The organism is Streptomyces sp. NPDC096136, from assembly GCF_044763325.1.
Lineage (GTDB): Bacteria > Actinomycetota > Actinomycetes > Streptomycetales > Streptomycetaceae > Streptomyces.
Window position 1 is genome coordinate 225,875 of record NZ_JBIWFZ010000008.1, and the last position, 12,615, is coordinate 238,489.

A 12,615-nucleotide genomic window follows, 5' to 3' on the forward strand; every position below is an offset into this window, starting at 1 on the left:
AGCCCGTGGAGCGAAGTGACGAGGGCCCCGGCGGCGGACGCCGCCGGGGCCCTCGTACGCGTGGGGCCGCCCGCCTCAGCCCGTCCAGAAGTCCCACCACCGGGTCAGGACCAGCATCCCGATCACCCCGAGGTGCAGGGCGGGCGGAGCCCAGGCGAACTCGGCGAAGAACCCCCGCAGCGGGCCGGGCGCGGGCAGGCTGCCCGTGCGGACGTTGTGGGCCGTGACCGCCCAGAACATCAGCAGCGTCGCCACCCAGGCCAGACAGCACCACAGGCACAGGGCGTTGATCTCGTAGAGCGACTGGAGCATCAGCCAGGCGCAGAAGCAGGTGCCGAAGGCGGTGCCGGCGTTCAGTCCCAGCCAGAACCAGCGGCGGTGGCGGGCCCCCGCGAGCAGTCCCGCGCCCACGCAGACCACGACGGCGTAGGCGGCCAGCCCGAGCATCGGGTTGGGGAAGCCGAAGACGGCCGCCTGCGCGCTCTTCATGACGCTGCCGCAGGACACCACGGGGTTGAGGCTGCACGCGGGCTTGAAGTCCGGGTCCTCCAGCAGGAGGAACTTGTCGAGGGTGATCACCCAGGAGGCCAGCAGTCCGGCGGCCCCGGTGGCCACCAGCAGCCAGGCCAGGGACCGGGGGGCGTCCGGTCCGCCCTCGGAGGGGGTGCTGGAGTGCCGCCGTTGGCGCGGGACGTCCACTGTGTTCGTTGCCATGGCGCCCATAGTCCCGCGCACCGCCGCAAACCCTGACGAATCCCAGCCATTCCCGGGCAAGTTGACCTGAAGGTGTGGTGGGAACCCCTGATGCTTCCCGGACGTTTTACCGAATCCCGGACGTGATGTCAGAGCCAGGGGCTACGTTGTGCTTCCGCGAAGTGACAAGCTGCGACGGCCTGGAGCCCACCTTGAGCGATCCGTACGAGACAACCGAGGCGCACCTCGAGCGACTCCTGGGCCGCGCCCTCAACTCCTTCGACCTTCCCGACCCGTTGGTCGAGCGCCTCGTCACGGCGCTTGCCCACAGCTCCTCCCTGTACACCACGCACCACAGCCCGTCGGCGGGGCAGTGGCGGGAGACCCACCGGCACACCTACCTGCTCTCCGACGGCGCGACGGCCTCCCTGTGGGAGCTGGCCTACCGGCTGAAGGGCGACGGCGGAACCCGCTACGAGGTGTTCGCCTGCCGCGAGGAACTCGCCCTGGCCGGGGCCCGGCTGTTCGGCGAGGCGGCCGCGGAGCCGGCGCACCCCCTGCCCGAGCCGTGCGGGGCCGAGGACGGGGTCCCGGACCGGTACGGCGACGCGGTGGAGGAGGATCTGGCACTGCTGAGCGCGCTGTTCGCCGCCCCGGACCCGCGGGAGCGCCACCGCGAGTACACGGCGGAGGGCTCCGCCGACCATGCCCGCCGGGTGCTGCGACGCGCCGAGAACACCGACCGGCCGGGGCCGGAGGCGGCCGCGCTGCTGCGCACGGCCTACGCGCACCGGATCACCCAGGCCTTCGGCGGCCGGCAGTCCCTGGCCGACGGCCGGGACGCCGGGTTCAGCCTGTACGAGCACGCCTTCGTCCTGCTGGACGGGAGCGAGCTCAGCCTGTGGGAGGTCGAGCACACGGCGACGCCGGACGGGCGGCACATGTGCGAGGTCTACGGGAGCGAGAGCGCCGCGCGCGGTGCGATGGAACTGCGCACGCGCGTGCGCTGACGCCGGCCGCCCGGGGCGGGACGCCATGGCGCCCGGGGCCGGGTGGCGGCCGGACTCCCGGTACGGACTCCTAATGCAGGGGGCCGTACAGGGGGAGGTCCAGGGGGAGGTCCCGGGTGATGCGCACCGCCTCCGGGCGCAGGTCGGCCGGGGTCGGCATCGCGCTGCCCGGGAGCTGGACGGCGGCCGCGCCGTGGGCCAGGGCGCGGGCGAGGGCGGCGGGGCCCGTGCCCCCGGCGATCAGGAAGCCGGCCAGGGCGGCGTCGCCCGCGCCGACGTCGCTGCGGACCGCGGCGGCCGGCGCCGTGCCGTGGAAGGCGCCCTCGGCGTCGACCAGCAGCTGGCCGTGCGGGCCGAGGGAGGCCAGGACCGCGCCGGCGCCCCGGGCGACCAGTTCCCCGGCGGCCTTGGCGGCGTCGCCGAGGGCGGCCAGGGGGCGGCCCACCGCCTCGGCGAGCTCGGCCGCGTTCGGCTTGACCAGGTCGGGGCCCGCCGGCAGGGCGGCGAGCAGGGCCGGGCCGGAGGTGTCGAGGGCGACGCGGGCGCCGGTCTCCCGGGCCCGGGTGACGAGTTCGGCGTACCAGTCCGGTCCGGGGCCGGGCGGCAGGCTGCCGCAGCAGGCGATCCAGTCGGGATCACCGGCGCAGGTGCGGACGGTGTCGAGCAGCAGGGCGGCTTCGCGGGGCGAGAGTTCCGGCCCCGCCGCGTTGATCTTCGTCAGGGTTCCGTCGGGTTCGGCGAGGGAGATGTTCGAGCGGGTCTCCCCGGCGATCGAGACGGCGGTGACGTCCACGCCCTGGGCGCCCAGGAGTTCGGCGAGCAGGGCGCCGGGGGTGCCGCCGAGCGGGAGGACGGCGGTGGTGGCCACGCCGGCCGCCGCGACGGCCCGTGAGACGTTGACCCCCTTGCCGCCGGGGTCCACCCGGTCGCCGGCGGCCCGGAGCACCTCGCCGCGGCCCAGCGAGGGGACCTCGTAGGTCCGATCGAGGGAGGGGTTGGGGGTGACGGTGAGGATCATACGAGCACGACTTCCGTACCGGCGGCTTCGATGGCCGCCCTGTCGGCCGGGCCGAGCCCGGTATCGGTGATGAGGAGGGACACGTCCGCGAGGGAGCCGAAGCGGGCGAAGCGCTCCTGGCCGGCCTTGGCGGAGTCGGCGAGCAGCACCACCCGGCGGGCGGCGGCGATCGCGGCGCGCTTGACGGCGGCCTCGGACAGGTCGGGGGTGGTCAGGCCGGCCGCGGCGCCGAAGCCGTTCGTGGCGAGGAACAGGACGTCGGCGTGGATCTCGGCGTAGGCGCGCAGCGCCCAGGCGTCGACGGCGGCCCGGGTGCGGTGGCGGATCCGGCCGCCGACCAGGTGGAGGTCGATGCCGGTGTGGCCGGCGAGGCGGGCGGCGACGGGCAGGGCGTGGGTGACCACGGTGAGCGCGGTGTCGACGGGGATGCGGTCGGCGAGGCGGGCGAGGGTGCTGCCGGCGTCGAGGATGACACTGCCGCCGACGGGGAGCTCGGCGAGGGCGGCGGCCGCGATGCGGTCCTTCTCGTCGCCTGCGGTGGCCTCGCGGGAGGGGAGGTCGGGTTCGAAGGCGAGGCGGCCGGCCGGGATGGCCCCGCCGTGCACCCGGCGCAGCAGGCCGGCCCGGTCGAGGGCGGTCAGGTCCCGGCGCACGGTCTCGGCGGTGACCTGGAAGCGTGCGGCGAGGGAGAGCACGTCGACCCGCCCGGCCTCGCGGGCCAGGCGCAGGATCTCCTGCTGGCGCTCGGGTGCGTACATGTGGGATTGCTTCCGCTCTGTGCCCGTTCGGGTGGGTTTACCCCACCGTACGCCCGCAAGAGGGCAGGAACCAAGAAAAACGGACATGCCCGCCCACGGGGGCGGACATGTCCGTGAGGGGCGCCGGGAGGCTCAGGCCTGGGCGGCCTGCTCGACGGCGCCCTCGCGCTCCGAGAGCGGGACCTGCTTGCGGGGCAGGACGAACATCACCGCGAAGATCACGACGAGCACCGCCACGACCCACCACAGCGCGCCGTGGAAGGCGTCGACGTAGGGGGCGCCGAGGACCCGGTCGTCGTCGATCGAGCCGAAGAAGACGACGGAGGTCAGGGCGAGGCCCAGGGCGTTGCCCATCTGGCCGGTGGTGTTGATCAGGCCGGAGGCCGAGCCGGCGTGCTCGCGCGGCACCTGGGACAGGATGGTGTCGTTCAGCGGGGCGACGATCAGGCCCATGCCGATGCCCATGACGATCAGCGGCGGGGCCATCTGCCAGGAGGAGATCTCCATGCCGTAGCGCTGGGACTCCCAGATGTAGAGGAGCAGGCCCGCGGCCATGACCAGCGCGCCGGCCTGGAGCACCTTGCGGCCGAAGCGGGGGACGAGCTTCTCGACGGAGAGGCCGGCTGCGACGGAGACGGCGATGGAGAAGGGGATGCCGGTGCTGCCGGCGTGCAGCGGGGTCCAGCCGAGGCCCATCTGCATGTAGAGCGTCCAGACCAGGAAGAAGATGCCGGTGGCCAGGCCGAAGGCCAGCTGGACGGTGATGCCGCCGGCGAAGCTCTTGACGTTGAAGAGGGAGAGCTCGACGAGCGGGGAGCCGTCCTTCTTGATCTTGTACTTCTCGTAGCCGATGAAGACGGCGAAGACGACCGGCGAGGCGATCATGCAGAGGAAGCCCCACAGCGGCCAGTCGTTCTCGCGGCCCTGGGTGAGCGGGTAGATCAGCAGGACCAGTGCGAGGGTCGCGAGGACGACGCCGACCAGGTCGAGGCGCAGGGCCTTGGGGGCCTTGGACTCGGAGATGAACTTGCGGCCCAGGATCACGGCGGCGATGCCGACGGGCAGGTTGATCAGGAAGATCGTGCGCCATTCGAGGCCGAAGAGGTCCCACTCGGTGAGCAGCGCGCCGAGCAGCGGGCCGGAGACCGCGCCGAGGCCGACGATCGCGCCGAACATGCCGAAGACCTTGCCGCGCTCGTGGGGCGGGAAGGTGACGTGGATGATCGCCAGCACCTGCGGGACCATCATCGCCGCCATGGCGCCCTGGAGGAGCCGGGAGGCGACGAGCATGCCCGGGTCGGGCGCGATGCCGCAGAGCAGGGAGGCGGCGGTGAAGCCCGCGACGCCGACGAGGAAGAGGCGCTTGCGGCCGAAGATGTCACCGAGACGGCCGCCGGTGATCAGACCGGCGGCGAAGGCGAGCGCGTAGCCGGCGGTGATCCACTGGATGGCACTGGTCGAGGCGCCGAAGTCCTGGCGCATGCTGGGTATCGCGATGTTGACGATCGTGACGTCGACGAGGTCCATGAAGGACGCGGTCATCACGATGGCGAGCGCCAGCCAGCGGCGGCGGTCGGCCGGGGCGTCGGCGGCGCTCGGGTCGGCGGCGGCTGCCTCCGGTGCCGCCGGGGCGGGTGCGGTCCGCTCTTCTCGTACGGGCCCGTTCTCTCTTTCGGGCGATGCTGTGGACGTCTCGGTGCTCATGGAGAGCAACCTAGACCGCATCTAGGCCAGAGTGCGTCCTATTTCCCTGGCAATCTTGAAGGATGAACGACACACCCGCCCGGCTGCTCACCCTGCTGTCCCTGCTCCAGACCCCGCGCGAGTGGCCGGGGAGCGAGCTGGCGGAGCGGCTCGGAGTGAGTGCGCGCACGATCCGGCGGGACATCGAGCGGCTGCGCGACCTGGGGTACCCGGTGGAGGCCACGCTGGGCGCGGTCGGCGGGTACCGGCTGGTCGCGGGGGCGGCGATGCCGCCGCTGCTGCTGGACGACGAGGAGGCCGTGGCCATCGCGGTGGGGCTGCGGGCGGGGGCCGGCCATGCGATCGAGGGGGTCGAGGAGGCCTCCGTGCGGGCGCTGGCCAAGCTGGAGCAGGTGCTGCCGGCGCGGCTGCGGCACCGGGTGGGGGCGCTGCAGTCCGCCACGGTGGCGGTGACCCGGGGCGACGGGCCGAGCGTGGACCCGCGGACGCTGACGGCGATGGCCGCGGCGGTGGCGGGGCCGGAGCGGCTGCGGTTCGCGTACCGGGCGCGGGACGGGGCGGACTCGCGGCGGCTGGTGGAGCCGTACCGCCTGGTCAGTACGGGCAGCCGCTGGTACCTGGTGGCCTTCGACCTGGAGCGGGAGGACTGGCGCACGTTCCGGGTGGACCGGGTGAGCGAGCCCTTCGCGACGGGGGCCCGGTTCACCCCGCGGCCGCTGCCGATGGAGGCGGCGGAGTTCGTACGGCGGGGGCTGCGGGGCGGGGAGACCTATCCGGCGGACGTGTCCTTCGCCGTGCCGCCGCAGGAGCTGCCGGGGTGGCTGCGGGAGGGGGCGGTGGCCGAGGCGCGGGGGACGCGGGTCCGCTTCGAGAGCGGGGACGCGCCGGAGTGGCTGGCGGCCCGGCTGGCGCTGACGGGGCTGGAGTTCACGGTGCGGGGGCCGGAGTTCCTGGTACGGGCGGCAGCCGCACTGGCGGCCCGGCTGGCCGGAGCGGCACCGGCCGCCGGACCGGGACCGGCCGGGGCCGGGACGGAGCCGGCGTAGGGGGGAGCCCCGGCACCTGGGGGGGGATAGGTGCCGGGGCTCGTCTCGGGGGCTTCGGGCGGGCGTCAGGCCACGGCGTCGAAGCCGGTGTCGCGCGCCATCCGCTTCAGTTCCAGCAAAGCATGCTTCTCGATCTGGCGGATCCGCTCGCGGGTCAGCCCGTGCTGCTTGCCGACCTCCGTGAGGGTCCGCTCGCGGCCGTCCTCGATGCCGTAGCGCATCTTGATGATCGACGCCGTGCGCTGGTCCAGCTTGCCGAGGAGGTCCTCCAGCTCCTCGCTGCGCAGCAGCGCGAGCACGGACTGCTCGGGAGAGATCGCGGCGGTGTCCTCCAGCAGGTCGCCGAACTGGGTGTCGCCGTCGTCGTCGACGGACATGTTGAGGCTGACCGGGTCGCGCGCCCAGTCCAGGACGTCTCCGACGCGCTTCTCGGTGGAGTCCAGCTCGGCGGCGATCTCGGCGTGCTCCGGGTCGCGGCCGTTCTCGCGGTTGAACTCGCGCTGGATGCGGCGGATCCGGCCGAGCTCCTCCACCAGGTGGACGGGGAGGCGGATGGTGCGGGACTGGTCGGCGATGGAGCGGGTGATGGCCTGGCGGATCCACCACGTGGCGTACGTGGAGAACTTGAAGCCCTTGGTGTAGTCGAACTTCTCCACCGCGCGGACGAGGCCGGCGTTGCCCTCCTGGATCAGGTCGAGCAGGGGCAGTCCGCTGCGCGGGTAGCGGCGGGCGACGGCGACGACGAGGCGGAGGTTGGACCGGATGAAGACCTCCTTGGCCCGCTCGCCCTCGGCGGCCAGGGCCTCCAGCTCCCCGCGCGCCGGGGTCTCCCCGTCGCGCTCGACCTCTCCGTCGAGGATCTGCCGGGCGTAGACGCCCGCCTCGATGATCTGCGAGAGCTCCACTTCCCGGGCGGCGTCGAGCAGCGGCGTGCGCGCGATCTCGTCCAGGTACATGCCGACCAGGTCGCGGTCGACGATCTCTCCACCCACGGCGCGGGCGCTGCTCGTGGACTGACGACGGGCGACGGCGCGGGTTGCCATGCGGTGCTCCCTTGCGATGCGATGAACGGTCGCGGTGCGTCTTCGGACACTCTCCCGAGTGCCCGCTTCCGAGGGAAACAACGACTGGAATCGGGACAGAATTCCCACACGCCTCCCTCGTTTCCGGGATCTTGCAGTATCCTGCCCCGCCACTGCGCTGGCCGGGCGCTTCAGGCGGGCCGCGAGAACCCGAAGAGATGCAGGTCAGACCCACCCCGGGACCACCGGGGCGACCCGAGCGGCCACGACGCCGATGAGACCGCCGTCACATGCGGCGCGTCCGTCCCGGCGGTGCCCGCGGGTTGCACTCCCACCCCCCAAGACGGCCCGCACCGGGTTCTGGTTGCCTGCCCGTCACCCGTTCGGGCGGGGTACGGGCATATTCCTACGGCACGGTCCCGTTGCGGACACGACAGCATCGCCCGGGCGATCTACGGCTCACCGGCGACGGCTCCCTCCGGTCCGGCCGGAGGTTTCGTCATCGGCGAGGCGATCACCGGCCCCGCCCGCGGCGCCTCCTAGCCGAACTGCACCGACCGCTTCGACAGCCCCATCCAGAAGCCGTCCACCGGGGTGGACTGGGCGGTGAGGTCGGAGCCGGCGGCGCCGAGGGTGACGAACAGCGGGGCGAAGTGCTCCGTGCGGGGGTGGGCGAGGCGGCCCGCCGGGGACTTGGCCTCGAAGTCGAGCAGGGCGTCGACGTCGTGGGCGGCCAGGGCCTCGCGGCCCCAGGCGTCGAACTCCGCCGACCAGCCGGGCACGCCGGGGCCGGTGTGGCGCAGGGCGGCCAGGTTGTGGGTGAAGAAGCCGCTGCCGACGATCAGCACGCCCTCGTCGCGCAGCGGGGCGAGCTTGCGGCCGATGTCCATCAGACGGGCGGGGTCCAGGGTGGGCAGGGAGATCTGGAGGACCGGTATGTCGGCCCCGGGGTACATCTCGACGAGGGGGACGTACGCGCCGTGGTCGAGGCCGCGGTCCGGGACGTCCTGGACCGGGGTGCCGGGGGCCTTCAGCAGGGCGCGGACCGCGGCGGCGAGCTCCGGGGCGCCGGGGGCGTCGTAGCGGACCCGGTAGTAGTGCTCGGGGAAGCCCCAGAAGTCGTACACGAGCGGGGCGGGCTCGGTGGCGCCCAGCGCCAGCGGCGCCTCCTCCCAGTGGGCGGAGACCATCAGGACGGCGCGCGGCCGGGGCAGTCCCGCCGACCAGGCGGCGAGCTCGGCCGGCCAGAGCGGGTCGTCGGCGAGCGGGGGCGCGCCGTGGCTGAGGTACAGCGCCGGCATGCGCTCGGGGGCGGGGGCTGTGGTCATCGGGCGCTCCTCGGTCCGTGGTGCGTACGTCGTCCGCGGGGAGGGCGTACCCGGTTCACCCGGAAAGACCGACCCCGCTTCGTTCAAATTTGAACGAAGCGGGGTCGTCAGTCATTCCCGTACCGGAGCCGCCGTCAGTGGGCGATCACCGGGACCGGCAGCTCGGCGTCCTCGGCCCCCGCGCCGGAGCCTGCGGCCACCGGGCCGCCCTGGCCCGGACGGCCCGTGTTGATCAGGGTGAACGCGATGGCGGCGCTGACCGCGAGGATGCCCACGGCCCACCAGATCGCCGAGGAGTAGCCCTCCACCATGGCCTGCGCCTGGACCAGCTTCCCCGCGACGCCGCCCGCCGCGGCCTCGGCCGCGTGGTCGGTCAGGTAGGCGGTGGTCGCCGAGGCGGCGATGGTGTTCAGCAGGGCGGTGCCGATCGCGCCGCCGACCTGCTGCGAGGTGTTGACCATGGCCGAGGCGACACCGGCGTCGGCCGGGTTCACCCCGTAGGTCGCCAGGGACATGGCCGGCATGAAGGCGGTGCCCATGCCGAGGCCCAGCAGCAGCTGCGCCGGCAGGATCAGCGCCGGGTAGGAGGAGCCGACCTCCAGCTGGGTCAGCAGCAGCATGCCGGTGGCGGCGAGCAGGAAGCCCGGGCCCATCAGCAGCCGCGGCGCGACCCGGGTCATCAGGCGGGCGCCGATCTGGGTGGAGCCCGTGATCATGCCCGCGATCATCGGCAGGAAGGCGAAGCCGGTCTTGACGGGCGAGAAGCCCTTCACGACCTGGAGGTAGTAGGTGAGGAACAGGAACAGGCCGAACATCGCGATGACGGCGAGGCCGAGCGAGAGGTAGACGCCGCCGCGGTTGCGCTCCAGCAGGACGCGCAGCGGCAGAAGCGGGGACTTCACCCTGGACTCGACGGCGACGAAGGCGGCGAGCAGCACGGCGGAGGCGATGAACAGGCCCAGGGTGGTCCCGTCCGTCCAGCCGGCCGACTCGGCGCGGGTGAACCCGTAGACGAGCGAGACCAGGCCCAGGGTCGAGAGGACCACGCCGGGGATGTCGAGGCGGGCGCCGTTGCGGGAGCCGGCCGGCTCGCGGACGACCATCCAGGCGCCCGCGGCCGCGACGACCGCGAAGGGGATGTTGACGAAGAACGTCCAGCGCCAGTTGAGGTACTCGGTCAGGAAGCCGCCGAGGATCAGGCCGACGGCGCCGCCGCCGCCCGCGATCGCGCCGTAGATGCCGAAGGCCTTGGCGCGCTCCTTGGCGTCGGTGAAGGTGACCGCCAGCAGCGAGAGCGCGGCGGGGGCGAGCAGCGCGCCGAAGGCGCCCTGGAGGGCGCGGGCGCCCAGCATCATCGCCTCGCCGGTCGCGGCGCCGCCGAGCGCGGAGGCCAGGGCGAAGCCGGCGAGGCCGGTGATGAAGGCGTTCTTGCGGCCCCACTTGTCGGCGATGCGGCCGCCGAAGAGGAGGAGCCCGCCGAAGGCCAGCGCGTAGGCGGTGATGACCCACTGGCGGTTGCCGTCGGAGATGCCGAGGTCGGTCTGCGCGGAGGGGAGGGCGATGTTCACGATGGTCGCGTCGAGGACGACCATCAGCTGCGCCAGCGCGATGAAGACCAGGGCCTTCCAGCGGCTGGGATCGGCGGCAGCGGCAGCCGGTGGGGCGGACGCGGCTGTTTTGGACATGGGGGTACCCACTTCACTGTACGGAATGACTGAAAAGGGAGGGGATGAAAGGAAAAGAGGCGGTTTTCGAGGCTACTGAAGGGCGGGGTGCCGCGTCACACGGTTTTCCTGCCGAGGTCCTGCAACGTGACGGCGCTGCCGGGGAGTAGGGAGCGGGCCGGGGCCCGCAGCCCGTCGAGGAAGAGCTGGAGGTGGCGGTGGGCGAAGCCGCCCACCGCCGCGCACTCCGTCCCGGGGAGGGGGCGGGCGAGCTGGGACAGGGCGAGCATCAGGTCGCCCGTGCCGATGTCGGCGCGCAGCAGGCCCGCGCCCTGCCCGGCGGCGACCAGGGTGTCCACGGCGGTCCCCAACGCCTCGCGCGCGGCGAGGAGTTCGGGGTGGTCGTGGTCGAAGCCGTCCGACAGCATCGGGCACAGGGCGCCGATCCGCTCGTCGGCCGCGGCGTGCGTGAAGCGGCAGAGCGCGGCGAAGGCGTCGGGCTCCTCGGCGAGGGCGTCCTCGGCCTGGGCGGTGACCCGGTCCATCACGTAGAGCACCACGTGGTGGACGAGGTCCGCCCGGTCGGGGAAGTGCCGGTACAGGGTGGCGTTGCCGATGCCGGCCCGGCGGGCGATCTCGTCGAGGGGGGCGTCCGCGCCGAACTCCACGAACATCTCGCGAGCCGCCCCGAGGATCCGCTCGCGGTTGCGCACGGCGTCGGCGCGCGGCTTGGGCACCCGGGCGGGGGTGGTGCTCTGCATTCCGGGCCTCCCTGGGGCTGGAACTCGTACGGACGGCCCGGCGGGCGGACCGATTGGCCTGATGACGACCCCCGAACCGGGGACTCGCTCCCCACTTGTGGGGACTCTCTTCCAAACGGGGAAACGGTCCCCGGTTATTTCACTCCCCCGAGTGACCCGCATCACAAGCGAATCCTGGGGTTTTATCCCGTTTGGACGCTTTCGACGCGCGGGCGTGTCGCAGCCGACGGAGGGTGAGCGCACAGAGAGCAGACCGGACCCGGCCGGCTGCCGCGCACCCGAAGGCGATCTCCATGCCGCAGACCCGCCACCGGATACGCAGACCCTGCCGCACCGGCGCGTTCATCGGCCTCACCGCACTGGCCCTCGGCGTCACCGCCACCGCCAGCGGCGGCATCCAGGGCCGCGGCCACGCCACCTCCGGCCCGAAGGCCGCCACCGCCGAATCCGTCCTGGCGCCCTGCCGGATCTCCGCGACCATGGGCGTCCAGCTGTCTGAGGGCCTGCCGACCGCGCCCGGGTATTCCCGGTCGACGGGCGAGATCCGCGCACTGAACCTGATGATCGACTTCCCCGACGCCAAGGGCGAGGGCTCGGCCATGGACCGGCTGGCGGAGTTCTTCCCCCAGACCTCCGAATGGTTCCGCACGAGCTCCTACGGGCGGCTGACCTACCGGGCCGAAGCCCCGATACGCAACTGGCTGCGGATGCCGATGCCCTTCGCGGCGTACGGGATCGAGCGCGGCTCCGCCTACGAGCCGGGCTACCGGCAGCTCGTCGAGCACATCGCGAGGGCCGCCGACGCCGAGGTGGACTTCAGCCGGTACGACCTGATCAACATCCTCGTCACCCCGAACGCCGGGCCGTCCGCGCTGGACACCGTCCTGTCCGTCACCTTCTCCGGCAACGGCGAGGCCCCCATGGCCGACGGGGTGCCGCTGGCGAACACGTCCTTCGTCTACAGCCGGCAGGACGACGGCTCCGGCTCCTACCGGGAGACCGGCTACCGGGTGCTGCCGCACGAGAACGGGCACGTCTTCGGACTGCCCGACCTCTACACCTCCGACGGGGGCGGCACGGTCGGCCACTGGGACATCATGAGCGAGGACTGGGGCGCCAACAACGACCTCCTCGGCTGGCACAAGTGGAAGCTGGGCTGGCTCGACGGGTCGCAGATCAGCTGCGCCTCGAAGCCCGGCGTCAGCGAGCACCTGCTGACCCCGCTGGCGGTGGAGGGCGGCACCAAGCTGGCCTTCGTCCCCCTCTCGGAGAGCGCCGGCTACGCGATCGAGGTCCGCACGCGGGACGGGAACGACGAGGCCGTCTGCAAGCCCGGCGTACTGATCTACAAGGTCGACTCGGACGTGGACACCGGGCGCGGGCCGGTCACCGTCTCCGACAGCGCGGGCGGCAGCGGCGGCTGCACCCGCCGGCCCAACGTGCACGCCGAGCTGTCGGACGCGCCGTTCCGGCCGGGCGAGACCTTCACCGACGAGAAGGCGGGCGTCTCCGTCTCGGTGGTCGCGGCCCTCCCGGGCGGCGGCTTCCGGGTCCGCGTGAGCCGCCCCTGACACCCCGCACCCGTCCCCCGCCCCCGCCTCCCCCTCCCCC

11 protein-coding genes are annotated in these 12,615 nt (G+C 73.2%); 3 read left to right on the forward strand and 8 right to left on the reverse strand.

Translation table 11 applies throughout. The features are described from left to right. Positions 1 to 75 precede the first annotated feature (75 nt). Positions 76 to 714 carry a vitamin K epoxide reductase family protein gene (locus tag ACIRBY_RS19375; RefSeq protein ID WP_403901890.1) on the reverse strand — a complete coding sequence of 213 codons (639 nt, stop codon included), beginning with the start codon at positions 712 to 714 and terminating at the stop codon, positions 76 to 78. Between the two features lie 191 nt (positions 715 to 905). Between ACIRBY_RS19375 and ACIRBY_RS19380 the strand changes: the two genes are divergently transcribed. After that, positions 906 to 1,703 (forward strand): DUF6227 family protein, encoded by a 798-nt coding sequence (locus ACIRBY_RS19380; protein WP_403901892.1) that lies wholly within the window; start codon positions 906 to 908, stop codon positions 1,701 to 1,703. A gap of 70 nt (positions 1,704 to 1,773) precedes the next feature. Here the strand turns inward: ACIRBY_RS19380 and pfkB are convergent, their stop codons facing one another. From pfkB to ACIRBY_RS19395, 3 genes are all read right to left on the reverse strand, one after another. Continuing rightward, positions 1,774 to 2,721, reverse strand: a complete 948-nt coding sequence (gene pfkB / locus ACIRBY_RS19385) for a 1-phosphofructokinase (protein WP_403901893.1) — start codon at positions 2,719 to 2,721, stop codon at positions 1,774 to 1,776. Continuing rightward, positions 2,718 to 3,479 (reverse strand): DeoR/GlpR family DNA-binding transcription regulator, encoded by a 762-nt coding sequence (locus ACIRBY_RS19390; protein WP_403901895.1) that lies wholly within the window; start codon positions 3,477 to 3,479, stop codon positions 2,718 to 2,720. The genes pfkB and ACIRBY_RS19390 overlap by 4 nt, the downstream gene beginning before the upstream one ends. A 132-nt stretch (positions 3,480 to 3,611) precedes the next feature. Then, complete coding sequence (locus ACIRBY_RS19395; RefSeq protein ID WP_403901897.1) at positions 3,612 to 5,183, reverse strand: MFS transporter; 1,572 nt, start codon at positions 5,181 to 5,183, stop codon at positions 3,612 to 3,614. A gap of 62 nt (positions 5,184 to 5,245) precedes the next feature. Here ACIRBY_RS19395 and ACIRBY_RS19400 point away from each other — a divergent pair, with 62 nt between their 5' ends. Then, the gene (locus ACIRBY_RS19400) at positions 5,246 to 6,229 is read left to right on the forward strand and encodes a helix-turn-helix transcriptional regulator (RefSeq protein WP_403901899.1); all 984 of its coding nucleotides are present in this window, start codon (positions 5,246 to 5,248) and stop codon (positions 6,227 to 6,229) included. Positions 6,230 to 6,294: 65 nt separating this feature from the next. On the opposite strand, the gene ACIRBY_RS19405 is transcribed toward ACIRBY_RS19400, so the two are convergent. From ACIRBY_RS19405 to ACIRBY_RS19420, 4 genes are all read right to left on the reverse strand, one after another. Continuing rightward, on the reverse strand, positions 6,295 to 7,272 hold the full coding sequence (locus ACIRBY_RS19405; RefSeq protein WP_403901901.1) for an RNA polymerase sigma factor RpoD/SigA: 978 nt from the start codon (positions 7,270 to 7,272) through the stop codon (positions 6,295 to 6,297). Positions 7,273 to 7,790: 518 nt separating this feature from the next. Next, on the reverse strand, positions 7,791 to 8,579 hold the full coding sequence (locus ACIRBY_RS19410) for a dioxygenase (protein WP_403901903.1): 789 nt from the start codon (positions 8,577 to 8,579) through the stop codon (positions 7,791 to 7,793). 134 nt (positions 8,580 to 8,713) lie between these two features. Then, complete coding sequence (locus tag ACIRBY_RS19415; protein WP_403901905.1) at positions 8,714 to 10,264, reverse strand: MFS transporter; 1,551 nt, start codon at positions 10,262 to 10,264, stop codon at positions 8,714 to 8,716. Positions 10,265 to 10,359: 95 nt separating this feature from the next. After that, on the reverse strand, positions 10,360 to 11,004 hold the full coding sequence (locus ACIRBY_RS19420; RefSeq protein WP_403901907.1) for a TetR/AcrR family transcriptional regulator: 645 nt from the start codon (positions 11,002 to 11,004) through the stop codon (positions 10,360 to 10,362). Positions 11,005 to 11,297: 293 nt separating this feature from the next. On the opposite strand from ACIRBY_RS19420, the gene ACIRBY_RS19425 reads away from it, so the two are divergent. Beyond that, positions 11,298 to 12,575 (forward strand): M6 family metalloprotease domain-containing protein, encoded by a 1,278-nt coding sequence (locus ACIRBY_RS19425; protein WP_403901909.1) that lies wholly within the window; start codon positions 11,298 to 11,300, stop codon positions 12,573 to 12,575. The last annotated feature ends 40 nt before the right edge of the window (positions 12,576 to 12,615 follow it).

Coding starts and splice junctions, on each gene's coding strand:
- ACIRBY_RS19400 (WP_403901899.1), top strand. CDS start 5,246: ATGAACGACACACCCGCCCGGCTGCTCACCCTGCTGTCCCTGCTCCAG.
- ACIRBY_RS19375 (WP_403901890.1), bottom strand. CDS start 714: ATGGCAACGAACACAGTGGACGTCCCGCGCCAACGGCGGCACTCCAGC.
- ACIRBY_RS19410 (WP_403901903.1), bottom strand. CDS start 8,579: ATGACCACAGCCCCCGCCCCCGAGCGCATGCCGGCGCTGTACCTCAGC.
- ACIRBY_RS19415 (WP_403901905.1), bottom strand. CDS start 10,264: ATGTCCAAAACAGCCGCGTCCGCCCCACCGGCTGCCGCTGCCGCCGAT.
- ACIRBY_RS19405 (WP_403901901.1), bottom strand. CDS start 7,272: ATGGCAACCCGCGCCGTCGCCCGTCGTCAGTCCACGAGCAGCGCCCGC.
- pfkB (WP_403901893.1), bottom strand. CDS start 2,721: ATGATCCTCACCGTCACCCCCAACCCCTCCCTCGATCGGACCTACGAG.
- ACIRBY_RS19390 (WP_403901895.1), bottom strand. CDS start 3,479: ATGTACGCACCCGAGCGCCAGCAGGAGATCCTGCGCCTGGCCCGCGAG.
- ACIRBY_RS19425 (WP_403901909.1), top strand. CDS start 11,298: ATGCCGCAGACCCGCCACCGGATACGCAGACCCTGCCGCACCGGCGCG.
- ACIRBY_RS19420 (WP_403901907.1), bottom strand. CDS start 11,004: ATGCAGAGCACCACCCCCGCCCGGGTGCCCAAGCCGCGCGCCGACGCC.
- ACIRBY_RS19395 (WP_403901897.1), bottom strand. CDS start 5,183: ATGAGCACCGAGACGTCCACAGCATCGCCCGAAAGAGAGAACGGGCCC.